General features: G+C 62.9%; 25 protein-coding genes. 17 read left to right on the forward strand and 8 right to left on the reverse strand.

Features of this window, described 5'->3' with window-relative positions; translation table 11 throughout:
* Positions 1-63 precede the first annotated feature (63 nt).
* Positions 64-504 carry a GNAT family N-acetyltransferase gene (locus tag AB5Y59_RS16775; protein ID WP_368212396.1) on the reverse strand — a complete coding sequence of 147 codons (441 nt, stop codon included), beginning with the start codon at positions 502-504 and terminating at the stop codon, positions 64-66.
* Between the two features lie 107 nt (positions 505-611).
* Positions 612-1,862 carry a methyl-accepting chemotaxis protein gene (locus tag AB5Y59_RS16780; RefSeq protein WP_010675666.1) on the reverse strand — a complete coding sequence of 417 codons (1,251 nt, stop codon included), beginning with the start codon at positions 1,860-1,862 and terminating at the stop codon, positions 612-614.
* A gap of 100 nt (positions 1,863-1,962) precedes the next feature.
* Between AB5Y59_RS16780 and AB5Y59_RS16785 the strand changes: the two genes are divergently transcribed.
* From AB5Y59_RS16785 to AB5Y59_RS16825, 9 genes are all read left to right on the forward strand, one after another.
* Positions 1,963-2,715 carry a potassium channel family protein gene (locus AB5Y59_RS16785; protein ID WP_104452269.1) on the forward strand — a complete coding sequence of 251 codons (753 nt, stop codon included), beginning with the start codon at positions 1,963-1,965 and terminating at the stop codon, positions 2,713-2,715.
* 152 nt (positions 2,716-2,867) lie between these two features.
* Positions 2,868-3,473, forward strand: coding sequence for a TIGR04211 family SH3 domain-containing protein (locus AB5Y59_RS16790; RefSeq protein ID WP_010675664.1), 606 nt, complete (start codon positions 2,868-2,870; stop codon positions 3,471-3,473).
* 165 nt (positions 3,474-3,638) lie between these two features.
* Positions 3,639-4,418 carry an NAD(+) diphosphatase gene (gene nudC / locus AB5Y59_RS16795; RefSeq protein ID WP_279981892.1) on the forward strand — a complete coding sequence of 260 codons (780 nt, stop codon included), beginning with the start codon at positions 3,639-3,641 and terminating at the stop codon, positions 4,416-4,418.
* Positions 4,419-4,557: 139 nt separating this feature from the next.
* The gene (hemE, locus tag AB5Y59_RS16800) at positions 4,558-5,625 is read left to right on the forward strand and encodes a uroporphyrinogen decarboxylase (protein ID WP_042016218.1); all 1,068 of its coding nucleotides are present in this window, start codon (positions 4,558-4,560) and stop codon (positions 5,623-5,625) included.
* Positions 5,626-5,776: 151 nt separating this feature from the next.
* Positions 5,777-6,706 (forward strand): ROK family protein, encoded by a 930-nt coding sequence (locus AB5Y59_RS16805; RefSeq protein WP_368212399.1) that lies wholly within the window; start codon positions 5,777-5,779, stop codon positions 6,704-6,706.
* Between the two features lie 50 nt (positions 6,707-6,756).
* Positions 6,757-7,767, forward strand: a complete 1,011-nt coding sequence (epd, locus tag AB5Y59_RS16810) for an erythrose-4-phosphate dehydrogenase (protein ID WP_041211676.1) — start codon at positions 6,757-6,759, stop codon at positions 7,765-7,767.
* A 66-nt stretch (positions 7,768-7,833) separates the two neighbouring features.
* Complete coding sequence (locus AB5Y59_RS16815; protein ID WP_052815671.1) at positions 7,834-8,997, forward strand: phosphoglycerate kinase; 1,164 nt, start codon at positions 7,834-7,836, stop codon at positions 8,995-8,997.
* Positions 8,998-9,112: 115 nt separating this feature from the next.
* The gene (gene fbaA, locus AB5Y59_RS16820) at positions 9,113-10,192 is read left to right on the forward strand and encodes a class II fructose-bisphosphate aldolase (RefSeq protein WP_010675658.1); all 1,080 of its coding nucleotides are present in this window, start codon (positions 9,113-9,115) and stop codon (positions 10,190-10,192) included.
* A 153-nt stretch (positions 10,193-10,345) separates the two neighbouring features.
* A complete protein-coding gene (locus AB5Y59_RS16825) occupies positions 10,346-11,647 on the forward strand; it encodes an NAD(P)/FAD-dependent oxidoreductase (RefSeq protein WP_368212400.1) in 1,302 nt (433 codons plus the stop codon).
* 18 nt (positions 11,648-11,665) lie between these two features.
* Here AB5Y59_RS16825 and AB5Y59_RS16830 read toward each other — a convergent pair whose 3' ends face one another.
* The 3 genes from AB5Y59_RS16830 to cutA form a co-directional block, all read right to left on the reverse strand.
* On the reverse strand, positions 11,666-12,091 hold the full coding sequence (locus tag AB5Y59_RS16830) for a hypothetical protein (protein WP_039040544.1): 426 nt from the start codon (positions 12,089-12,091) through the stop codon (positions 11,666-11,668).
* A gap of 124 nt (positions 12,092-12,215) precedes the next feature.
* On the reverse strand, positions 12,216-13,994 hold the full coding sequence (locus tag AB5Y59_RS16835) for a protein-disulfide reductase DsbD (RefSeq protein ID WP_368212402.1): 1,779 nt from the start codon (positions 13,992-13,994) through the stop codon (positions 12,216-12,218).
* Entirely contained in the window at positions 13,991-14,308 is a 318-nt protein-coding gene (gene cutA / locus AB5Y59_RS16840) for a divalent-cation tolerance protein CutA (RefSeq protein ID WP_010675653.1), read from the reverse strand. Before cutA ends, AB5Y59_RS16835 begins: the two co-directional genes overlap by 4 nt.
* 183 nt (positions 14,309-14,491) lie before the next feature.
* Between cutA and AB5Y59_RS16845 the strand changes: the two genes are divergently transcribed.
* Positions 14,492-14,833 (forward strand): hypothetical protein, encoded by a 342-nt coding sequence (locus AB5Y59_RS16845; protein ID WP_010675652.1) that lies wholly within the window; start codon positions 14,492-14,494, stop codon positions 14,831-14,833.
* Positions 14,834-14,903: 70 nt separating this feature from the next.
* Here the strand turns inward: AB5Y59_RS16845 and AB5Y59_RS16850 are convergent, their stop codons facing one another.
* Positions 14,904-15,341 carry a PACE efflux transporter gene (locus AB5Y59_RS16850; protein WP_201888174.1) on the reverse strand — a complete coding sequence of 146 codons (438 nt, stop codon included), beginning with the start codon at positions 15,339-15,341 and terminating at the stop codon, positions 14,904-14,906.
* 124 nt (positions 15,342-15,465) lie between these two features.
* Between AB5Y59_RS16850 and AB5Y59_RS16855 the strand changes: the two genes are divergently transcribed.
* Entirely contained in the window at positions 15,466-16,347 is an 882-nt protein-coding gene (locus AB5Y59_RS16855; RefSeq protein WP_201955527.1) for a LysR family transcriptional regulator, read from the forward strand.
* Positions 16,348-16,354: 7 nt separating this feature from the next.
* Here AB5Y59_RS16855 and ygfZ read toward each other — a convergent pair whose 3' ends face one another.
* Positions 16,355-17,266, reverse strand: coding sequence for a tRNA-modifying protein YgfZ (ygfZ, locus tag AB5Y59_RS16860; RefSeq protein WP_210555955.1), 912 nt, complete (start codon positions 17,264-17,266; stop codon positions 16,355-16,357).
* Positions 17,267-17,379: 113 nt separating this feature from the next.
* Here ygfZ and AB5Y59_RS16865 point away from each other — a divergent pair, with 113 nt between their 5' ends.
* Positions 17,380-17,649, forward strand: a complete 270-nt coding sequence (locus AB5Y59_RS16865; protein WP_041213909.1) for a succinate dehydrogenase assembly factor 2 — start codon at positions 17,380-17,382, stop codon at positions 17,647-17,649.
* 58 nt (positions 17,650-17,707) lie between these two features.
* Positions 17,708-18,079 carry a protein YgfX gene (locus AB5Y59_RS16870; protein WP_274799359.1) on the forward strand — a complete coding sequence of 124 codons (372 nt, stop codon included), beginning with the start codon at positions 17,708-17,710 and terminating at the stop codon, positions 18,077-18,079.
* A 118-nt stretch (positions 18,080-18,197) separates the two neighbouring features.
* On the opposite strand, the gene nadB is transcribed toward AB5Y59_RS16870, so the two are convergent.
* A complete protein-coding gene (gene nadB / locus AB5Y59_RS16875) occupies positions 18,198-19,805 on the reverse strand; it encodes an L-aspartate oxidase (RefSeq protein WP_368212405.1) in 1,608 nt (535 codons plus the stop codon).
* Between the two features lie 181 nt (positions 19,806-19,986).
* On the opposite strand from nadB, the gene rpoE reads away from it, so the two are divergent.
* The 4 genes from rpoE (at position 19,987) to AB5Y59_RS16895 (ending at position 22,732) form a co-directional block, all read left to right on the forward strand.
* Positions 19,987-20,568, forward strand: a complete 582-nt coding sequence (gene rpoE, locus AB5Y59_RS16880; RefSeq protein ID WP_010675645.1) for an RNA polymerase sigma factor RpoE — start codon at positions 19,987-19,989, stop codon at positions 20,566-20,568.
* A gap of 22 nt (positions 20,569-20,590) precedes the next feature.
* Positions 20,591-21,178: an RseA family anti-sigma factor gene (locus AB5Y59_RS16885; protein WP_368212407.1), complete on the forward strand. Its 588-nt coding sequence runs from the start codon at positions 20,591-20,593 to the stop codon at positions 21,176-21,178.
* A 21-nt stretch (positions 21,179-21,199) separates the two neighbouring features.
* The gene (locus AB5Y59_RS16890) at positions 21,200-22,180 is read left to right on the forward strand and encodes a MucB/RseB C-terminal domain-containing protein (protein WP_010675643.1); all 981 of its coding nucleotides are present in this window, start codon (positions 21,200-21,202) and stop codon (positions 22,178-22,180) included.
* A 90-nt stretch (positions 22,181-22,270) separates the two neighbouring features.
* A complete protein-coding gene (locus tag AB5Y59_RS16895; protein WP_039040538.1) occupies positions 22,271-22,732 on the forward strand; it encodes a SoxR reducing system RseC family protein in 462 nt (153 codons plus the stop codon).
* Positions 22,733-22,788 lie beyond the last annotated feature (56 nt).

Below are 22,788 nucleotides of genomic sequence, written 5' to 3' on the forward strand. Positions count from 1 at the left end.
GCTGGCGTCACAGCGCCGCTGCCCGGAAGGTGATCCGGCGACGGATCTGGCGATCGGCCGGGCTCAGGGACGCCGGTAGATCTTGGGGTCGTAGATTTCCATCAGGCTGCCGGGGCTTCTCGGCGGCACAAAACCGAAACCGGCGTAGAGGCCGTGGGCATCGGAGGTGGCGAGGGAGAGACGGCGCAGCCCTTGCAGCTCCGGGTGGGCGAGGATGGCTGCCACCAGGGCCTTGCTGTGACCGCGCCCGCGATGTTCGGGCAGCACGAAGACGTCGGCGAGATAACCGAAGGTTGCCTTGTCGGTGATGACCCGGGCGAAGGCGACCTGCTGGCCGTCGAGATAGGCTCCGAAGCACAGGGAGTGGTTGATGGCCCGCTGCAGGGTAGCGAGGGGAATGCCGAGGCACCAGTAGGCCTCTTCACTGAGGAAACGGTGAATGAGCGGGACGTCGAGGCGTCCCTTGTCGTCGCTTATCTCAAGCGCACGTTCTGTGGTCTGCATCCTGGCTCCTTGCCGTGATGAAAAAAGAAGGGCCCCTAAGGGGGCCTTCCAGTGTACTCAAATCACGACCTCAGGCCAGCCTGAAGGTTTGACGATGGGCGCCAGCATCAGGCCAGCTTGAAGGCCTGGATATGGCTGTCCAGCGTCTGGCTGTGGTGTTCCACCAGTTCGGAGGCATCTTTCAGCTCCCGCAGCACCACGACGGAGCCTTCCACCACCTGTTTGACCTGCTCCAGGTTGGCATTCATCTCCTCGGCCACCGAGCTCTGCTGCTCGGAGGCGGCGGCGATCTGGCGGTTCATGTCGGCCACTCCCTGCACCCGCTGCACTATGGTGTCGAGCTGGGTACCAGCCTGAGTTACCTGCTCTACCCCCTTGTCCGCCTGCTGCACGCTCTCGGCCATCAGGCCGACGGCCTGGCGGGCGTTGCCCTGAAGCTGCTCGATCATCTTCTGGATCTCGACGGTGGCCGCCTGGGCACGGTTCGCGAGTTCGCGCACCTCGGAGGCGACCACGGCAAAACCGCGACCCGCCTCACCGGCGCGGGCGGCCTCGATGGCGGCGTTCAGGGCCAGCAGGTTGGTCTGCTCGGAGATGCTGCGGATGGTGTCCACCACGGAGCCGATGCGATCGACCCCGTGTTCCACTTCGTTGACCACGGTGGAGGAGCGCTGGATGTTGCCGGAGAGAGTGTCGATGGTGTTGACGGTAGCCGCCACGCAGCGGCTGCCCTCCTCGGCCAGCTGGCTGGTTTCGGCGGTGGCGTGGGACGCCTGCTCCGCGTGGTTGGCCACTTCTCGAATGGCACCTACCATCTGGCTCATGGCGCTGGCAAGCTGCTCAATCTGGGTGAACTCCTCGTTGATGGCCTCGTTCGCCTCATCCATGCAGAGAGTCACCTGGGAGGCGATCTCGTTGAGCTCCTTGCAGGCGGCACGCTGGGTCCCGAACACCTCCTTGAGGTTCTCCTGGGAGTGGGCCACCGCCTTGGCGATGTCGCCGAACTCGTCCCGGGACTTGAGCAGCACGCTGTGGCTGAGATCCTTGTTGGCGAAACGCTCCAGCAGCCCCACCAGGTAGTGGACCTGCTTGACCATGAGGCGGGAGCCGGTGAGCAGCAGCACCACGAAGACGACCCCCATGAGCGCCGTCTCCACCAGCCCGGTCCAGAGCAGGCGATCGGCGATGGTGTTGGCCATGGCGGCATCAATGCCCTCGCTGAGCAGGGTCGCTTCCAGGTTGCTGGCATCGAACCAGAGTTTGGCCAGCAGCAGCAGGGTGCTGAACACCATGAGCAGCACCACCTTGGGCACCAGTCGGATGTTGCTCATGCGCCTCTCCAGCGGGTTCAACTGCATAATTTTTCTCCTTTCAACGTCCATTATTCCTTTGCCGTCATAGCTATCGGCATTATCTTCCTTTTTATTAATTTGCACCGTGCTTAAAGTTGGAAAATGTATGCGACATCACTTAACTCATTTGCGTACCATGGATCTGCTGATGGGGTTTCTCTCCGTGATTTCGGTTTGCCTGGTGGCTGCTCGCTGGCTGGGGCACGGTGAACTGAGCTCCCAGACTTTGCAGCTCTTTTATGATGTCGACAGCCTGATCTGCTACTTCTTCCTCGCTCACTTCGCCTATGGCTGGGCGCGCGCCTCCGACAGGATGGCCTTCTTCAAGAGCAACTGGTTCTATCTGCCCGGCAGCCTGCCCATGGTGGAACAACTGCGCTGGGCGCGGCTCATCCAGCTGTGGCGGGTTTACCAGTTGCTCCGGGACAGACCGGATCTGCTGGCCATGTTCCGTCGTGAACGCAACGAAACCACCCTCTCCGGCATTCTCTTCCTCTTCTTCCTGTTGCTGGGGGTCGGCTCCGGCGTCATGTACTGGCTGGAAACGGGGCAACCCGGCAGCCAGATCCAGACTCCTTACGATGCCTTCTGGTGGACGCTGGTGACCCTCTCTACCGTGGGGTACGGGGATCTGGTGCCCAAGACGGAGGAGGGGCGCTTCGTCGCCAGCCTGCTGATCCTCTTTGGAGTGGGTTTGTTTGGCGCCCTCAGCGGCTTCATGGCCAGCCTGTTCGTCCATCCCGGCAAGACCAACGACGACACCGCTGTGTGGCGACGCCAGCAGAGCGAGCAGCAGGCGCAACTGCTCAAAGAGCTCAAGGCCCTGCGCGCCGAGGTGCAGGCGCTGAAACAGAAGTAGGTGCGACGTCTGGAATGGTCGCGTCGTAAACCGGCGGCGCTGCGAGACAGCTCTCACTCGGGGAGATGGCGCTTTTCTTTGCTTGTCCTTTGACCCGCAGGCGGCTTAACATTCGGCCTGCAACCTAATCCAACGAAGAGAATCGATCGACCATGCGCGCCCTTCTCGGGATCCTGATCTGCTTGTGTGCCCAACAGGCACTGGCCGATACCCGCTATGTTTCAGACAACATCTTTACCTATATCCACAACGGTCCGGGTACCCAGTACCGGATCCTCGGCAGCGTCAAGGCCGGTGAGCCGCTGGAGGTCAAGGCGGTGAACCAGGAGGCCGGATTCACCCAGGTGGTGGACGGTCGTGGCCGCGAGGGCTGGATCAAGAACAGCGAGCTGCAGGGGGAGATCAGCCTGCGTGAACGCCTTCCCCAGGTTCAGAAAGAGCTGGACGAAGCCAAGGCCCGTCTGCTGAACCTCAATGGCGACAACGAGAAACGTTTCGCCGAGAAGGATGGCAAGATCGCCGAGCAGAGCAAGGAGATCGCCAGCCTCAAAGCCCGTCTGGACAGCCAGAGCGCCGAGATGAGCAGCCTCAAGGAACAGAACGACGCCCTGACCCAGAGCTATGACAACCGTGAGCACGACATGCAGATGGACTGGTTCATCCGCGGTGGTGCCATGGTGGGGGGCGGCATCCTGCTCGGGATCCTCCTGCCCATGCTCCCGCGCCGTCGCAAGAGCAGCGAGCGCTGGATGAACTGATCGCCCGGGCGGTCAACAGGATGAAAGGTCGCCAGAGGCGGCCTTTTTTCATGGTGTGTCTGGCGAGAAGAGGGCCATGTCGGGGGTCGCCATCGGCCCTTCCCGCTCGTAATATGAGGCAAACGATCCTGTGCCGCGCGCATTCTCAACAAGAGCCTTCATCATATGTCATCAACTGAACAGGCCTTCTGGTTCGTGCTGGGGGGCGATCACCTCGTCCTGCTGGATGAACAGGGGCGCATTCCACAAGGGCCCCGCGCCGTTTTGCCCACCCATCTGCACACCGCCCCCTTCGAGCGCTTCGACGAGTGGGACGGCCTGCCTTGCCATCTGCTGGATCTGGGCGCGGAGGCGGAGACCGGGGCCATGGCCCCGCTGCGCCAGCTCATGGTGGCGGGGGACGAAGAGGGCTTTCGCCTCGCAGGACGGGCCTGGCAGCTCGCCACTTTTCGCCGAACCCATCGTTTCTGCGGTGAGTGCGGCGCCCCCATGACCCCGAGGGAAGGGGAGTGGGCCCAGGGGTGTCATCACGGCCATGTCGTCTATCCGCGCATCTCCCCCTGCATCATCGTCGCGGTGCGCAAGGGGCCGGCCATCTTGCTGGCAGCCCACCGCCGTCACTATCAGGCGGATGATCCCATGTATACCGTGCTGGCCGGCTTCGTGGAGACAGGGGAGAATCTGGAGCAGTGCGTGGCGCGGGAGGTGTTCGAGGAGAGCGGCATCCGGGTGACCAATGTGCGTTACGTGGCGAGCCAGTCCTGGCCCTTCCCCCACAGCCTGATGATGGGCTTCACCGCCGACTACGAGAACGGCGAGATCCGGGTGCAGGATGACGAACTGGTGGCGGCAGGCTTCTTTGAGGCTGACCGGCTGCCGCGCTTGCCCCCTCATGGCACCATAGCGCGCCGGCTCATCGAACAGTGCCTCGCCGAGGCGCGTTGAGGGAAAACGGGGGCGCTTGTATGCGCCCCCTCACATCTTTGCACTCCTGCGGCGATGTGCGGCGTCAGGGTCGCCCTCAGCCTTGCACAAAGTGGTATCATGTCCGCCATTTTATGCGTGACATGACTCAGGAACTGGGATGAAAGAGCTGAAAAACGATCGATACCTGCGTGCCCTGCTGCGCCAGGAAGTGGACATGACCCCGGTATGGATGATGCGTCAGGCTGGCCGTTATCTGCCGGAATACAAGGCGACCCGCGCCGTTGCGGGGGATTTCATGTCCCTGTGTCGCAACGCCGAGCTGGCCTGTGAAGTCACCTTGCAGCCCCTGCGCCGCTATCCACTCGATGCCGCCATTCTCTTCTCCGACATCCTGACCGTGCCCGATGCCATGGGGCTGGGCCTCTACTTCGAACATGGGGAAGGCCCGCGCTTCGAGCGCCCGATCACCTCCATGGCCGACGTGCAGGCCCTGCCCATCCCGGATCCGGAAGACGAGCTCGGCTACGTGATGAATGCGGTGCGCACCATCCGCCGCGAGCTCAAGGGCGACGTGCCGCTCATCGGCTTCTCCGGCAGCCCCTGGACCCTGGCCACCTACATGGTGGAGGGGGGCAGCTCCAAGGCCTTCACCAAGATCAAGAAGATGATGTATGCAGAGCCGCAGACCCTGCATCTGCTGCTCGACAAGCTGGCGGACAGCGTGATTAGCTATCTCAACGCCCAGATCAGGGCGGGTGCCCAGGCGGTCATGGTATTCGACACCTGGGGCGGCGTGCTCACCCCGCGCGATTACCGCGACTTCTCCCTGCAGTACATGCACAAGATCGTCGATGGCCTGATCCGTGAACATGAGGGCCGCCGTGTGCCGGTCACCCTGTTCACCAAGAACGGCGGCCAGTGGCTGGAGCAGATCGCCGCCACCGGCTGTGATGCCCTGGGGCTGGACTGGACCACCGACATCGCGGACGCCAAACGCCGGGTCGGCGACAAGGTGGCGCTGCAAGGCAACATGGACCCCTCCATGCTCTACGCCACCCCGGAGCGGATCCGCGAAGAGGTCGCCACCATTCTGGCCGGTTTCGGTCATGGCAACGGTCATGTCTTCAACCTGGGGCACGGCATCCATCAGGATGTGGACCCGGAACATGCCGGCGTGTTCGTCAACGCGGTGCATGAGCTCTCCGCCCGGTACCACGGTCGCTGAGCGCGGCAAACAGCGTGATGAACGGGGCCTGCGGGCCCCGTTTTGCTGTCCGTGACACAGGGGGCTGCATCCTGGTTGCGGCTCGGGTTACACTGCACCCCCATGTTGGCAGTCGTGGCCGGGATGGGGTCGTTGAGGGGCAGGAGGCTGGATGGAGAAGCGGGCGTGGGATTGGGGCATCGATCTTGGCGGGACCAAGTGCGAGTGCGTGGTGCTCGATGGCGACGAGGTGTTGCTGCGCCACCGCATTCCCACTGAACGGCACGGCGGCTACCAGCACATGCTGGGCCAGATCGCCAAACTGGTGGACGAGTGTGCCGCCAAACTCGGTCGGCGTCCTGCACTCATCGGCATGGGGACGCCGGGGGCCCGGGACCCCCAGACCGGGCTGCTGAAAAACAGCAACACCACCGAGTTCAACGGCAAGCCGCTCAAGGAAGATCTGGAGCGCAGGCTGGGCGTCCCCGTGCTCATCGCCAACGACGCCAACTGTTTCGCCCTGGCGGAAACCCACCTGGGGGCGGTGCGCCAGCATCATCCCGATGCAAAAGTGGTGTTCGGCATCATCATGGGCACCGGGGTCGGGGCCGGCATCGTCATCAACGGCCAGATCCTCAACGGTCACCACGGCATCGCCGGGGAGTGGGGGCACAACGTCATGTTGCCGGAGGGGCCAGAGTGCTACTGCGGCAAGCGCGGCTGCGTCGAAACCCTCATCAGCGGCCCGGCGCTGGAGGCCTGGTACGAGGCCAGGACCAAACGCCGTCTCTCGCTCGCCCAGATTGCTGCGGCCAGTGCCCATGATCACGTCGCCAGGCTCACCATGGACAGGTTGCACCTGCTGTTCGGCCAGGCCCTCGCCAACGTGATCAATATTCTCGATCCGGACGTCATCGTCATCGGTGGCGGCGTGGGCAATGTGCAGAGCCTCTATCGCGCCGGGCGCGAAACGGTATTGCCTTTCCTGTTCAACCCCCGCTTCGCCACCCCCATGATAGTGCCGGCTCTGGGGGACAGCGCCGGGGTATTCGGTGCCGCACTGCTGGCCCGCGGCGTCTTTCGCGAGGCACTGCTCTCGTGAGTCGCCCCTTCCTCCCATCCCTTTGTCGCAGCTAAGGACACAACGTTTCCATGATCAAGATTGCCATCAACGGCTATGGCCGCATCGGCCGCAACGTGCTGCGGGCCCTCTACGAGAGCGGCCGCGACAAGACCATCAAGATAGTGGCCATCAACGAGCTGGCGGCCCCCGAGGCCATGGTGCACCTGACCCGCTTTGACACCAGCCACGGCCGGTTCCGCTATCCGGTGCAACTGGCGGGCAACAGCATGCAGGTGGGGGAGGATCTCATCGCCCTGTTTGCCGAGCGGGATCCGTCGAACTTGCCGTGGCGGGCGCTGGGGGTGGACGTGGTGCTGGACTGCACTGGGGTGTTCGGCTCCCGGGCCGATGCCGAGCTGCATCTGGGGGCGGGAGCGGGCAAGGTGCTCTTCTCCCATCCGGCGGACGCGGATGTGGACGCCACCATCGTCTACGGGGTCAACCACCAGGTGCTGACCGGGCGGGAGCGGATCGTCTCTAACGCCTCCTGCACCACCAACTGCGTGGTCCCCGTCATCGAAACATTGCATCGAGAATTCGAGATAAATTGTGGTACTATTACGACAATTCATTCGGCCATGCACGATCAGCAAGTCATCGATGCCTATCACGGCGACTTGCGCAGAACCCGGGCGGCCAGCCAGTCCATCATCCCGGTGGATACCAAGCTGGCAAAGGGGTTGGAACGTATCCTTCCCCACTTTGCCGGCAAGTTCGAGGCGATCGCGGTACGGGTACCGACCATCAATGTAACCGCCATGGATCTGAGCATTACTGTTCGTAAAAAAGTGACAGTTAGTGACGTAAATCAAGCCCTGCAACGGGCATCCAGAGGTACATTACACGGTATTCTGGACTACACGGAAGAGCCACTGGTCTCCGTAGACTTTAATCATGATGCACACTCCTGCATCATTGATGGTACCCAGACCCGGGTCAGCGATGCCAACCTCGTCAAGATGTTGATGTGGTGCGATAACGAATGGGGCTTCGCCAACCGCATGCTGGATACCACCCGGGCCATGATGGCCGCAGGCTGAAAGTCTGCACCGGGCGCAAGGTTACTGTTTTTTTAACATTACCTGAAAATATATAGAGGACTGAATATGTCTGTTATCAAGATGACCGACCTGGATCTGGCGGGCAAACGCGTTCTGATCCGTGCTGACCTGAACGTGCCGGTAAAAGACGGCAAGGTCACTTCCGATGCACGTATCGTTGCGACTCTGCCGACCATCAAGCTGGCTCTGGAAAAGGGCGCCAAGCTGATGATCACCTCCCACCTGGGTCGTCCGACCGAGGGTGAATACAACGAAGAATTCTCCCTGGCTCCGGTTGTCAACTATCTGAAAGACGCACTGTCCTGCCCGGTTCGTCTGGCCAAAGACTACCTGGATGGCGTAGACGTCGCCGCCGGTGAGCTGGTTGTGCTGGAAAACTGCCGCTTCAACAAAGGCGAGAAGAAGAACACCGAAGAGCTGGCCAAAAAATACGCCGCCCTGTGTGACGTCTTTGTAATGGATGCATTCGGTACTGCTCACCGCGCCGAAGGCTCTACCTACGGTGTGGCCCAGTTCGCGCCGGTTGCCTGTGCAGGCCCCCTGCTGGCCGGTGAACTGGAAGCCCTGGGCAAAGCCATGCTGAAGCCCGAGCGCCCCATGGTTGCCATCGTGGGCGGCTCCAAGGTCTCCACCAAGCTGACCGTACTCGAATCCCTCTCCAAGATCGCTGACCAGCTGGTGGTCGGTGGTGGCATCGCCAACACCTTCATCGCTGCTGCCGGTCACAACGTCGGCAAGTCCCTGTGCGAGCACGATCTGATCGACACCGCCAAGAAACTGGCTGCCGAAACCAACATTCCGGTGACCACCGACGTGGTTGTGGGTGCCGAGTTCTCCGAATCCACCCCGGCCACCATCAAGTCCGTGTCCGACGTGACTGACGGCGACATGATCTTCGACATCGGTCCGGATTCCGCCAAGGCCCTGGCCGACATCATCATGAACGCCAAGACCATCCTGTGGAACGGCCCGGTCGGCGTGTTCGAGTTCGACCAGTTCGCTGAAGGCACCAAGGTGATCGCCGAAGCCATCGCCGCTTCCCCGGCCTTCTCCATCGCTGGCGGTGGTGACACCCTGGCTGCCATCGACAAGTTCGGCATCGCCGACAAGGTCTCCTACATCTCCACCGGCGGCGGCGCCTTCCTGGAGTTCGTAGAAGGCAAGGTACTGCCGGCTGTCGCGATTCTCGAAGAGCGCGCCAAAGCCTAATTGACCCGGGACGGGGGGCAAAAGCCTCCCGTTTCGTTTATCATGTGGCCGCTGTGCCGGTTCATGATGAACCCCCCACTTTTTATTAACGGCATACGAGACAGGACGATTAAACATGTCTAAGAAAATTTTCGACTTCGTAAAACCCGGCGTGATCACTGGTGATGACGTTCAGAAAGTGTTCGCCATCGCCAAGGAAAACGGCTTCGCTCTGCCGGCCGTCAACTGCGTCGGTACCGACTCCGTGAACGCCGTGCTGGAAGCTGCTGCCAAGGTCAAAGCCCCGGTTATCGTACAGTTCTCCAACGGTGGTGCCGTGTTCACCGCCGGCAAGGGTCTGAAGCTGGAAGGCCAGCAAGCTGCCATCCTGGGTGCCATCTCCGGTGCCAAGCACGTGCACGCCGTTGCCGAAGCCTACGGTGTTCCCGTGATCCTGCACACCGACCACGCTGCCAAGAAGCTGCTGCCGTGGATCGACGGTCTGCTGGACGCGGGCGAGAAGCACTTTGCCGAAACCGGCAAGCCGCTGTTCTCCTCCCACATGCTGGATCTGTCCGAAGAGTCTCTGGAAGAGAACATCGACATCTGCTGCGAGTACCTGACCCGCATGGCCAAGATGAACATGACTCTGGAGCTGGAACTGGGCTGCACCGGCGGTGAAGAAGACGGCGTGGACAACAGCCACCTGGACCAATCCTCCCTGTACACCCAGCCGGAAGACGTGGCCTACGCCTACGAGCGTCTGTCCAAGATCAGCCCGCGCTTCACCATCGCTGCCTCCTTCGGCAACGTGCACGGTGTGTACAAGCCGGGTAACGTCAAGCTGACTCCGAAGATCCTGGACAACTCCCAGAAGTACGTCTCCGAGAAGTTCGGTCTGCCTGCCAAGTCCCTGGACTTCGTGTTCCACGGTGGCTCCGGCTCTACCCTGGAAGAGATCCGCGAATCCATCTCCTACGGTGTGGTGAAGATGAACATCGACACCGACACCCAGTGGGCGACCTGGGAAGGCGTGCTGAACTTCTACAAGTCCAACGAAGCCTACCTGCAAGGCCAGCTGGGCAACCCGGAAGGTGCCGACAAGCCGAACAAGAAGTTCTACGATCCGCGCGTATGGCTGCGTGCCGGTCAGACTTCCATGATCGCGCGTCTGGAGAAGGCCTTCTCCGACCTGAACGCCATCGACGTACTGTAATTCGCAGCACCTTGATTGCATGAAAAGGCGCCCTTCGGGGCGCCTTTTGCATTTCTGTGATCCTGACGGGCTGGATTGGGGATGGGGGGCTGGGTATTATCGATGACATCCGTTTAATTTAGTAAACGAATGCAACCAGGCAGGATGCTGAGCATGCAGACAGGAAGACAGGGACATCAGGAACACACGGCCTCCTATTACGCGGCCACTCGCAACGACCATCGGCAGTGGCCCGAGCTCAGTGGTGAGCTGGATGCGGACGTCTGCGTCATCGGTGGCGGTTTCACCGGCCTCAACACCGCCATCAACCTGGCCGATGCCGGTTACAAGGTGGTGCTGCTGGAGGCCAACCGCATCGGTTGGGGAGCGTCGGGGCGCAACGGCGGCCAGCTGATCCGCGGCATCGGCCACGATACCAGCCAGTTTGCCCGCTGGATTGGCGAGGCGGGCGTGCGGGAGCTGGATCTGATGGGGATCGAAGCGGTGCAGCTGGTGCGCGAGCGGGTCGAGCGTTTCAATATCGAGTGCGATCTGACCTGGGGCTATTGCGATCTCGCCACCAAGGCGCGTCACCTGAAGGGGTTCGAGGAGGATGCCGAGCACCTGGCGAGCCTGGGTTATCGGCACGCACTGAAAATGGTGGCGCGGGAGGAGATGCACACCGTGGTCGGGTCGGATCGCTATATCGGCGGGATGAGCGACATGGGCTCCGGTCACCTGCATCCTCTCAACCTTGCCCTCGGCGAAGCGCGGGCGGTAGCCAGTCTCGGGGGCTCCCTGTTCGAACACTCAAGGGTGACCCACATCGATTACGGCGAGCGTGTCGAGGTGACTACGGCCCACGGCCGGGTCAGCGCGGACTACCTGGTAATCGGCTGCAACGCTTACCTGGGCGACCTCCAGCCCGATCTCGGGGGCAAGGTGCTGCCGGCGGGCTCCTACATTCTCGCCACCCAGGTGCTGGAGAAGCGCCTGCGCCAGCGCTTGCTGCCACAGAACATGGCGGTGTGCGATCAGAACGTGGCGCTCGACTACTATCGGTTGTCGGCGGATGGTCGCCTGCTGTTTGGCGGTGCCTGCAACTACTCGGGCCGTGACCCCCGCGACATCAAGGCCTTCATGCTGCCCAAGCTGCTGCGGGTCTTCCCCGAGCTCGCGGGTACCGCCATCGAGTTCCAGTGGGGGGGCATGATAGGCATAGGCGCCAACCGGCTGCCCCAGATAGGCCGCCTCGAGCAGCATCCCAACGTCTTCTATGCCCAGGCCTATTCGGGCCATGGCCTCAATGCCACCCACATGGCGGGCAAGCTGGTGGCGGAGGCGATCAAGGGGGAGAGCCGGGGCTTCGATCTCTTCAGCCGCGTCCCCCACATGACTTTCCCGGGTGGCCCGGCGCTGCGCTCTCCGTTGCTGGCGCTCGGGATGCTCTGGTATCGGCTGAAGGATCTGCTCTAGGGGGAGGGGGGCTCGGGATTATCCCTGCTGCGTCGCGTCTGGCTCGGCCAGGCGCCAGCCCTGCTCCGTCTTCATCATCCAGACCTGGGTCTCCTGCGCCAGGGCCTGGCCTGCCTCGAAGTCGCCATATTTGCGCTCGAGCTCCATCAGCCCCATCTCCTGCTGGAAGGGGCCGACCCTGTCATAGACGAGATCCTCGTCGTGCAGCACCTGCAACTGATCCAGTCCCTGCTTGAAGTGGAGCTGGTAGCTCACCTTGACCAGATAGACCCCCTCCATCCGCTCCTCCTTGCCGAGCACGGCGAAGTCGCGGATGTCGAACAGGTCAGCATCTGTGCCCGCCTGCAACCTGGCGGTGACCTGGCTCTGGATGGTCTCTTCACCGGGACCTGCGTTGCAGCCATAAAGCCAGAGGGCCAGCAGGGGGATGAACCACTTTTTCATCAAAACTCCGGACGAACGAGACGGGAAAGCGCAAATATTGCCACGGCGTCGGTCATATACAAGGGATTGCCGGAAAAATGGCGGTCAAACCGGGGGCCCACACGGTTGCATGTGCCACCCGGTATCAGCGCAGCTTGTCCAGCTGGCCGAGAAATTCGGCAGGCCCCATGAAGCCGGTCACCCGCTGGCCGTTCAGCTCGTTGCCATCGCGATCGAAGAAGATGAGGGTCGGCAATCCCAGCACGTTGAGGCCGTTGAGCAGATCCACATCGGCGTCGTCGTTGGCGGTGACGTCCGCCTGCAGCAGCACCATCTCGCTGAAGCGCGCCTGCACATCGGGGTCGCTGAAGGTCTTGTGCTCGAATTCCTTGCAGGCCACGCACCAGTCGGCGTAGAGATCCAGCAGCACCGGCTTGCCGCGGGCGGCGGCGAGCTGCACCTTGAGATCGTCCAGGGTCTTGATGCGGATGAATCGGGGGGCCTGGGTCTGGGCGGCGGCATTGGCCCCCTCGGGTGGCAGCAGCAGATCCTTGCCCACCACCACCAGACCCATCATCCCCAGCAGCAGGACGAAGCCGCCGAGGCTCTTGCCCACCGAATGGGCGCGATGCTGGTTGTGGTGATAGAGATAACCGCACAGCACCAGCCCCCAGCCGAGCCAGAGCAGGGTGGACATCTGGTCGCTCAGGAGCCTTGAGAGCAGCAGGATGGGTACCGCCAGCAGCGCAAAACCGAAGAGTTGCTTGATCACATCCATCCAGGCGCCGGCCCTGGGCAGCAGCTTGCCGCCAGAGGTGCCGAGCAAGAGCAGCGGCAGCCCCATGCCCAGGGAGAGGGCATAGAGGGCCGCACCGCCGAGCCAGAGGTCGCCACTCTGGGCCACGTAGATGAGGGCCCCGGAGAGCGGCGCCGTGGTGCAGGGGGAGCAGACCAGTCCCGAGATCATGCCCATGATGGCGACGCCGGCCACGGATCCGCCCTGCTGGCGGTTGGAGAAGCCCGAGAGACGGGTTTGCAGGCTGCTCGGCAGTTGCAGGGTGTAGAGCCCGAACATGGAGAGGGCGAGCAGCACGAACATCACCGAGAGGCCGATGAGCACATAGGGGTGCTGCAGGGCCGCCTGGAATTGCAGGCCCGCCGAGGCGACGACGAGCCCGAGCAGGGTATAGGTGACCGCCATCCCCTGCACATAGACGAAGGAGAGCAGGAAGGCGCGACGGGTGGAGAGGCGATGCCCGGCCCCGGCGATGATCCCGGTCAGGATGGGATACATGGGGAAGACGCAGGGGGTGAAGGCGAGGCCGAGACCCAGGGCGAAGAAGGCGGCGACGCTGATCCAGAACCCCTGGCTGCCAAGGGCGGCCGCCAGCCTGTCCTGCTGGCTGCCCGGCACGTCGGTGCCTTGAAGGCTGGCCACCGCTTCCGCCCGGGCGGGGGCGGCGAGGGGCTCGACGGCGATCCGCTTGTCGGTCGGTGGGTAGCAGAGTCCCTCGGTGCAGCCCTGGTAACTCAGGGTGAGGCTGGCCGCGTCCCCGACCCGGGTCAGTGCGACGGGGATCTGCACCTCCTGGTAATAGACCCGGCTCTTGCCGAAGAAGTCATCCTCGTGCTCGGTGCCGGGGGGCAGGACGGGCTCGTCGAAGGCGAGGTTCTCTCCCTTCACACGGATACTGTGGCGATAGAGGTAGTAGCCGTCGGCGATGCGTATCCGGAGCAGCAGCCGATCACCCTGTTGTTCGCTCTCGAGGGCGAAGGCCTGATCCACCTTGAGGAATCTGGGCTGGGTCTCGATGCCGAGGCTGCCGAGCAGATCCTGGCTGCTGGCCCGGGCGGGGGCCGTCGTCAGGACGCAGAGCAGGCCCAGCAGCATCAGCAGGAAGGAGAGGGGGCGAGAGGCGGTCATGAGGTCTCCTGTGTCAACCAGTCGAGATAGGCAGGGTGGCCCTGGCTTGCCGGAAGCGCCAGGATCTCCGGTACCTCGTAGGGATGGTGGGCGAGAATGCACTGGCGCAGGGGTTCGAACAGCGCGGCCCGACTCTTGATGACGAGCTGGATCTCCCGGGTTCGCTCCGTCTTGCCCTGCCAGCGATAGACGGAGGTGACCCCGGGCAGCTGGTTGATGCAGGCGGCGAGGCGCTGGTCGAGCAGCTGCTCGCAGAGGCGGTCTGCACTGGTCTCGTCGGGGCAGGTGCAGAGCACCAGAATGGCATCGGTCATAGGGATGGACGGTCTCGGCAACGGGGCGCACGGGCCCCCTGGATCAGCCGTTACTATACCGGGCCGGGGGGCAAATAGCACCCGGCCCCCCGCACCCGGAATAAGTCATGCGCCCGAGATGGACGCTGTGAAAAGGACAGGGCAGAATGAGCGGGCTTGTTCCAATTCTACGTAAGGAAATGTATGACCCAACAGAATGAGCAGCAGAGAAACCGCATGTTGAGCCTGTTGCGTGAAGGGGAGCGCCGCATGCTGGTGCAACTGGCCGGTCTGCTGCGTACCAGTGTCGACGAGATCAATGCGGAGCTGGAAAAAGAGGAGCTGTTGTCGGCGTTGGAGCAACCCATCACGGTGGAGTACCTCAACGGCGTGGTGCAGCATCATCTGTTCGAGCGCCTGCACAAGGGGGACATGGTGGCGGCCCAACGCATGCTGAACCAGTACCAGAGCGACCTCGAAGCCATGATGCGCCAGGAAACCAGGCAGGACGACACCCCGCCGGAAGAGGTCAAGGCCCAGGCCTGACCCCGCGAGGCCCTCTTCAGCACCATCATGCCATCGCATGATGGTGCCTCGCCCTTACCCCTCGAATCGCTTATCCCAGCACCTTCTGCACCTGTCCCATGGGAATGGGGAACACCTTGTCGTAACTCCAGTTGTAGACGAAGGCATAGACCAGGTAGAAGAGCACGAAGCCCATATCCAGCACCAGCGCCTCCAGTAGGCCGATGTCGAGCCACCAGGACATCACCGGCAGGGCCACGATCAGCAGGCCCCCCTCGAACCCCAGGGTGTGCAGCACACGCTGCCACAGCGCCTTGTGGGTGTGGCCCTGATAGCGCAGCAGCAGCTTGTCCACCCCGATGTTGTAGACATAGTTCCAGACGGTGGCGACCACCGAGAAGAACAGGGCCAGGGGGCCCATGTGGTTGAGCCCGACGCCGGTCACCCAGCTGGCCAGCGGAGCGGCGATCAGCAGGCCAATCAATTCGAAGCCGATGGCGTGGCGCAGGCGGTCACGGGTCGTACGCATGGTTTGTCTCTCTCTTTGGTCAGGGAATGGCGGCAATGTATCGCCAAAACCGGATAGATTCACGTTGGTATCTATCGCTAAAATAGATAGATGTGACGACACAACAGCACGGCGGAGCAGGCTCATGACCCCTTCACTGGAACACTTCAAGGCATTGCTGGCGACGGCCGAGACCGGGTCGTTCTCGGCGGCTGCGCGCAGGCTGGGCAAGGCCCAGTCGGTGGTGAGTGCCGCCATCGCCAACCTGGAGATCGATCTCGGCCTTGCGTTGTTCGATCGCAGCGGCCGCTATCCCGTGCTGACCGAGGCGGGTGCCCGCATCTGTCAGGAGGCAGGGGGGCTGCTGGCCCAGAGCGAGCGACTGCAGGCCATCGCAGGAGAACTGGCCAACGGCGTCGAGTCGCGCCTCACCCTGGCTATCGACGATGACTCCCACCTGCCCTGGCTTGGTTCCCTGCTGGAGGAGTTCGCCAGCCGTTACCCGGCGGTGGAGCTGGAGCTGCTGTTCCCGCTGATGGAGGACGTGACCGAGCTGCTCAAGAGCGGCCGTGCCCAGCTTGGCATCAGCTATCAGAAGGCGCACCCCGAGCGGGAGCTGGTCTCCCGCTCCCTGGGGACGGTCACCATGCCCCTGGTGGTCTCTCCGGATCACCCCCTGGCCCACAAGACGCCGTTGAAGGAGAGCGACCTGCAAGGGGCTCGCCAGTTGATGGTGACCGGACGGCGGGAGGGGACGGAGCGCCATCGCTTCCGCCTCTCGGCGCAAGTGTGGTGGGTGGAGGGAGATCTCGGGATCCTGGAGCTGGTGAAACTGGGGCTGGGATGGGCGGCGGTGCCCGAGTTTCTGCTGCACCGGCCCCTGGCGCGGGGGGAGCTGGTGGTGCTCAAGCCAGACTTCATCGCCGAGGCGGAACTGGCGCTGGAGTTGCAGTGGTATCGCGCCCGCCCGCTCGGGCAGGCGGGGCGCTGGTTGCAGGAGGCACTGCTGGCGCGGGTGCCTCGCTAGGGGGGATTCAGTCGATCAACGCATAGGGCAGGGGCTGCAGACTGAGGCTGGAGCCCTCTTCCAGCTTGAGGCGGAAGCGGGCGTCGGCCTCGGTGTCCTTGGGCAGCACGGCGGTGAGCCATACCTGACCCTGCTGCTGCCAGGCGTTGAGCACCAGACCGCTGCGGCGCCAGTTGTCACCGAGCTGGATCTCCAGGGTGTCACCGCTGGCCACCTGCGTTGCGGCAGTGCCGCTCAGCACGAAGAGGGCGCGGTTGTTGGCGCCGCGATACTTGGCGCGCGCCACCGTCTCCTGCCCCATGTAGCAGCCCTTGTTGAAGCTGATTCCATCAAGGGCTTGCAGGTTCAGCATCTGGGGGATGTATTCCCCCTGATGGATCGCTTCCAGATGGGGGAGACCGGCTTTGATTTCCAGCCCCCACCAGAGTCCTTCGTCGCCCACCGGCAGGTTCAGGGCCAGCGGGGATGTGCTCGCCAGCAGCCAGCGGTCCGCCTCCACCCTGACTGCCATGCCGCCCTCCACCAGGCCGGTGCCGGTCAGCGCGAAGTGCTGTGCCATCCAGTCGTCCGTCCCCTGACCGGCCAGTCCGGCCAGGCTGCCCTGAAACTCGCCGATCTCGACCTTGGCAAAGATCGCAAACTTCTTGAGCTCCGGCAGCTGGCGGGCCAGCACCGAGGGCTTGGTCAGCATCAGCAGGCTGTCTTCCAGGCAGAGCAGGCGAAAATCGCTCCACAGCTTGCCCTTGGGATCGCAGTGGCCGCCGAGGGTGCTCTGGCCCGGCTGCAGGGCGTTGACGTCGCAGGTCACCTGACCTTGCAGATACTTGGCGCGATCCGGGCCGCCGAGGCGGGTGATGGCCAGATTGGTCAGGGAAAACAGGGTCGGCTCGGCAGGAAGAAGAGGGGTCGGCAAGCTCACGATGGGATTCCAGAGACAGAAAGTATGTGACCTGCATGGTAAAGACGTAAGGAATGTTTGTCAGCCGGAAAATCCTGCTGCTACCATTCCCCGGTCTTTGTAAGGAGAGTTCCATGTTGAACCCAAGTGAGAAGTCCCGCCTGAAGTGGGCCTGCCGTCGCGGCATGCTCGAGCTGGATGTGATCTTTATGCCCTTCTTTGAGCACGAGTTCGATGGCCTCGGCGAGGCCGAACAGCGCACCTTCATCCGCCTGCTGGAGTGCGAGGATCCCGAGCTGTTCCGCTGGTGCATGGGTCACGGCGTGCCCGAGGATCCCGATTTTGCCGCCATGATCCCCCTGATCCTCGAGCGCAATCAGGCCCGCCACGACAGCCTGCGCTGAGCCCGACTCGCGACCGCCACCCCTCATGGCCAGCCTCGCGTCTCCCCAGCGGGTAGTGATGCCCGTGATCGCCTCCCGCCAGCAGCGTCTGCTGCTGTGCATCCTGTTTCTGTTGCTGCTCTTGCCCGTCGCCAGCCTGATCCCGGGCTGGCAATGGGGGCTGTTCCTCCCTGTCTGGGGGCTGAGTCTGTGGCGCGCGTTGCGCCGCCATCCGGCGGCGAGCGGCGTGCTCGTCTGGGACGGGGAGTGGCTCGAGTGGCAAGGGGCGCGCCATCGGCTGGATCCCCGCAGCCGCATCCTGCCCGGGGTGCTCTGGTTGCGGCTGAAGAAAGTGGAGGGCTCCGAGGGGCAGCTCTGGCTCTTCTCCGATGCCCTGGCCCCTGCACACTACCGCGCCCTGGCCCGCGCCATTCACCTCGCTGTCCGCTAGGGGCGTCTCTCTACCTGCTACATCTGCCGCTCATAGCAGATGACCCCGCCTGGGCGGGGTCATCTGGGGGAGGGCATACGCCCGAATCGAACGCAACGGCCTTATTCCAGATCCGGCGTCATTCCCGATCCGGGGTCAGCACGGTTGGCTTGGAGTCCGGCTGCATGTCCGGATAATCCAGGTTGTAGTGCAAACCGCGAGACTCCTTGCGCTCCAGGGCGCAGTTGACGATGAGCTCGGCCACCTGCAACAGGTTGCGCAGCTCCAGCAGGTTGTTGGAGACCCGGAAGTTGGCGTAGTACTCCTGCACCTCCTGCTTGAGCAGATCGATGCGACGCTTGGCCCGGGCCAGGCGCTTGTTGGTGCGCACTATGCCCACGTAGTCCCACATCATCAGCCGCAGCTCGTGCCAGTTGTGCTGGATCACCACCTGCTCGTCCGAGTCATCCACCTGGCTCTCGTCCCAGGCCGGCAGGCTGGGGGGCGCCACGCTGGTGGGCAGCTTGGCCAGGATGTCGGCTCCCGCCTGGTGGGCATAGACCACGCATTCGAGCAGGGAGTTGGAGGCCATGCGATTGGCGCCGTGCAACCCGGTATAGGTCACCTCGCCGATGGCATAGAGGCCGGGGATGTCGGTCTGGCCGTTGTTGTCGATCATCACGCCGCCACAGGTGTAGTGGGCCGCCGGGACGATGGGCATCGCCTCCTTGGTGATGTCGATACCGGCCGCGAGGCAGCGCTCATAAATGGTCGGGAAGTGCTTGATGATGAAATCCGCCGGCTTGTGGCTGATGTCCAGATACATGCAATCCGCCCCGAGGCGCTTCATCTCGTGGTCGATGGCGCGGGCGACGATATCCCGCGGGGCCAGCTCGGCCCGCTCGTCAAACTCCGGCATGAAGCGGCTGCCGTCGGGACGGCGCAGATAGGCCCCCTCGCCACGCAGCGCTTCGGTCAGCAGGAAGTTGGGGTCGTCCGGGTGGAACAGGCTGGTGGGGTGGAACTGGTTGAACTCCAGGTTCGCCACCCGGCAGCCGGCGCGCCACGCCATGGCGATGCCGTCGCCAGAGCTGACGTCCGGGTTGGAGGTGTACTGGTACACCTTGGAGGCCCCGCCGGTGGCCAGCGCCACGAAGCGGGCGCGGATCACCTCGACCTGCTCGGCGTTGCGATTCCAGACATAGGCTCCCAGTACCTTGTTGCCCGGCAGACCCAACTTGCGGGTGGTGATGAGATCGACCGCGTTGAAGCGCTCCATCAGCTGGATGTTGGGGTGGGCGCGCACCTGGTCGATCAGGGTGAGCTGCACCGCCTTGCCGGTGGCGTCGGCCGCGTGGAAGATGCGGCGATGGCTGTGGCCCCCTTCCCGGGTCAGGTGATAGTGGGATTCCCCCTCGGCATCCTCTTCCTGATCGAAGGGGACCCCTTGCTGAATGAGCCACTGGATGGAGTCGCGGGCGTTGCGGGCGGTGAACTCCACCACCGCCGGGTCGCACAACCCGGCGCCGGCGTTGAGCGTGTCGCTCACGTGGGATTCGATGCTGTCGGTCTCGTCGAACACGGCAGCGATGCCTCCTTGCGCATAGAGAGTGGCCCCCTCACTGATGGGCCCCTTGCTCAGAACCAGGACTTTGGCCTGGTCTGCCAATCGCAACGCGAGGGACAGACCGGCGGCACCGCTGCCAATGATGAGTACGTCGCAAAGGTATTCAACACTTGCTTTCATAAGTATCATTGGCCTGGATTAAGAACTGGCCCCATGGTAGCCCAAGGGGGGTTGTGATGCAGCCCGCATCACATTTTTTTCAATGCAAGCGAACTTTCCCTGATTCCTCCTGTCTGAACTTGTGCGCTTAGAAGGGGCCGGAAAAGAAAAACGATAACCTGATGGGGGTTTTACGGCTCTGATGAGCGACCAGAATCTACTGGACGAACAGCTGGTTGAACGGGTCCAGCGTGGCGATAAAAATGCATTCAACCTGTTGGTACGCAAGTACCAGCACAAGGTGGTCAACCTGGTGGCCAGGTATGTCAACAATCCGGGCGATGTACCGGATGTGGCGCAGGAGGCATTCATCAAGGCCTACCGTGCGTTGCCGACATTCCGTGGCGAGAGCGCGTTTTACACCTGGTTGTACCGGATTGCCGTCAACACGGCCAAAAACTACCTGACGTCACAGGGGCGCAGACCGCCCAGCAGTGATGTCGAAGCGGACGAGGCTGAATATTATGGTGGTGGTGAAGCCCTGCAAGAGGTGGCCACCCCGGAGAACCTGGCGCTGACCGACGAGATCAAGCGTACCGTGTTTACCGCCATAGAAGCCTTGCCAGAAGATTTGAGAACGGCGATCACCCTTCGTGAAATGGAAGGGCTGAGCTACGAGGAGATTGCGGAGATCATGGATTGTCCGGTGGGTACGGTGAGATCCCGCATCTTCCGGGCGAGGGAAGCAATCGATAAAAAGCTGCAACCTCTGATCGAGCATTAACTGGGGAAAGACAGGCAAACTTATGGCAAATAAAGAGCAACTTTCAGCCCTGATGGATGGCGACCTCAGCGAAATCGAGGTACTGAACGAGCTGGGAACGGATCCCGCTCTGCAGGATACCTGGTCGCGTTACCATCTGATCGGTGATGCCATGCGGGGTGACCTGCCGGTCAATCTGCAACTGGATCTCAGCGACAGCATCATGCTGGCGCTGGAGGATGAACCCGCCATACCGGCGCCCAAGCCGGCACAGCCTGCTGCGCCCCAGGTGCAGCCCGCCGGCAAGGTGATCCCCTTCGTTCGCCGCTTTGGCCAGCAAGTGGGGCAGTATGCCATTGCCGCCTCCGTGGCTGCCGCCGTCATCTTCGGCGTGCAGCAGTACCAGGGCAAGGATGGTGTACCGACCAGCCCGGTGCTCAATACCATACCCGTGGGTGGCAGTGCTGCGCCGGTGAGCGTGCACTATCCCCAGGATGGCAGCCGGACCGGCGTGCGTCAGCAAGGTCTGAGCGAGCAGCAGATGCAGGAGCAGCGCGAGCGCATCAATGCCTTCCTGCGCGACCATCAACTGCAACAGCGTCTGCTGCAAGACAAGCAGATTCAGGAATAACGCATTTTTAGGGATCAGATCGTGCGCCAGTCCAGCCGTATCCTGCTGGCCTCTCTCCTGTTGATTTGTGCCAAGGCCTCGGCCGACGATCTGTCGGCCGAGGCCTTGTTGCAGCAGATGCAGAGTGCCGTTTCGCAACAAAACTTCGAATTGTCCATGGTCAAGGCCCGCCAGGGGCGCCTCGAGCCTATCCGTTTCAGCCACGGGATCATCGATGGCAAGGAGGTGGCTCACTTGAGCTATCTCGACGGCAAGGCCGTGGAGTTCCTGCAACGCCAGAACGAATACACCTTCTTCGAAAACACCCATGAGCCCTACACCCTCAAGGGGGCGCGTTTCCCCGGGGTCTGGTCGAGCCTGGTGAGGATGCCGCTGCCCCGGGTGATGGAGAGTTATGACCCCGTGCTGGCGGGCCGCAGCCGGGTGGCCGGCCTGGTGGCACAAGTGGTACGGCTGGTGCCCAAGGAGGCGGACAAGTACGGCTTCGTGCTCTGGATTGACGAACAGAGCCATCTGCTGCTGCGGGTGGACATGGTGGATCGGGAAGGAAATCTGGTGGAGCAGGTGCTGGGGGTGGATCTGGACAGGCAATCTGCGCCGGCCCCCTGGCTGGTCACCCTGGCACGCAGCAAGCTGCCGGATGCGCTGGCGCTGGAAGATGCCTATCCCGCTCCCCAGCAGACCCTCAACTGGCACCTGACCTGGTTGCCCGATGGCTTCAAGGTGCTCTCTCAGGATCGGCATCAGCTGGTCAGCACCAGTCTGCCGGTGGATTACATGATGCTCTCCGACGGGCTGGTGGATCTCTCCGTCTATGTTTCCCGGGTCGATCCCAAGCAGGCGGTGCGCCAGCAGTTGATTCGCCAGGGGGCCACCTCGCTGGTGAGCTTCGTCAACGAGGTCGGGGTAGAGATCACCGTGGTGGGCGAGGTGCCCGCCGAAACCGCCAAGCGCATCGCCGAGGCCGTGCAGCCGCTGGCCCGCAACGAGGCGGTGCAGTGAGTCTTTGCCGTGAGACTTGCCCTGAGGGTGCCGCCGTGCTGAGATCCGGTGCATCCACCGCCCCCTGTGAGGAGTCATCAGGTGAGTAACATGAGTGAAGAGCTGGCCACAGTAGTGGCCATCGACGGCAATCACGCCTGGGTGGAGTGCGAGCGGCGATCCGCCTGCAGCGGTTGCCACCAACAATCCAGCTGCGGGACCGGCACCGTCGCCAAGGCCTTTCCCATGAAGGCGCAGCGGCTGCGGGTCGCCCTCACCGGCGATGTAGCGGTGGGCCAGCAGATCCGCCTGGGCATCCCTCAGGCCAGCATCCTGCGCGGTGCGGCCCTGGTGTACGTGCTGCCGCTCTTCTGTCTGCTGCTGGGCGCCCTGCTCGGCCAGCTCTGGCTGGTGCCGCTCTTGTCGGCGGGAGAGGGGGTGACCATCCTCTGCTGTCTGCTGGGCGGCGCCATCGGATTTTTACTGGTTCGTTACTTTTCTGACCGGCTCGAGCAGGGGGAATACGGTCCCCGCATGCTCGGGGTGGTGCTCAATACCCGTCATCTCTCTTGAGGGGCCGGGTCTGGCGGAGGGCATCCAGGTGCCCAACGCCCGCCAGACAAGGCGCT

Origin of the sequence: Aeromonas sp. s10 (genome assembly GCF_040907975.1) — a bacterium.
Lineage (GTDB): Bacteria > Pseudomonadota > Gammaproteobacteria > Enterobacterales > Aeromonadaceae > Aeromonas > Aeromonas caviae.